This is a genomic window from Microvirga soli, from assembly GCF_016734765.1.
GTDB lineage: Bacteria > Pseudomonadota > Alphaproteobacteria > Rhizobiales > Beijerinckiaceae > Microvirga > Microvirga soli.
Window position 1 is genome coordinate 1 of record NZ_JAERQE010000175.1, and the last position, 511, is coordinate 511.

The window sequence follows — 511 nt, forward strand, 5'->3', positions numbered from 1 at the left end:
GATCTCGAGGCTGACGAATACAACGAACACCTCACCGGTCTGTGGACCCGCGGCCTGCTGATCCGGCGCAGCCTCTCCGATGGGGGGCTGGCGTTCTTCTCGACCTGGTGTCGCGCCGGTACGCTGATCGAAGAATTGGTGCGGGTCGAGGGCCAGCGCTGGGCGATTGAGGATGCCTTTGAAACCGCCAAGACCGAGTTGGGTCTCACCCACAACGAGACCCGCTCGTGGCACGGCTGGCACCGGCATGTCTCGCTGGTGATGCTGGCATTTGCCATGATGGCGGTGGTGCGCCAGCGCGCCAACTCTCACCCGTCACCCCAAAAAAGAAGCGACGCAGCCAAGCTGCAGCGCTGGTGCGATGGTCTGTTCAGGAAATCCGCCGCGTGGCCACACGCCTCCAGCAGCATCAGATCGAGCCTGCCTTTGTGATCGCCTGGTCCGCCTGGCGACGCGCGCATCAGGCGATGGCACAAACCTCACATCGAAAGCGGAGGGCGCAACTGTAATG

Annotated in this window: 1 pseudogene; it reads left to right on the plus strand. The window is 63.2% G+C overall.

The window, feature by feature from the left end:
* Positions 1–330, plus strand: a pseudogene (locus JKL45_RS29740) (IS701 family transposase); the annotation flags it as partial.
* Positions 331–511 lie beyond the last annotated feature (181 nt).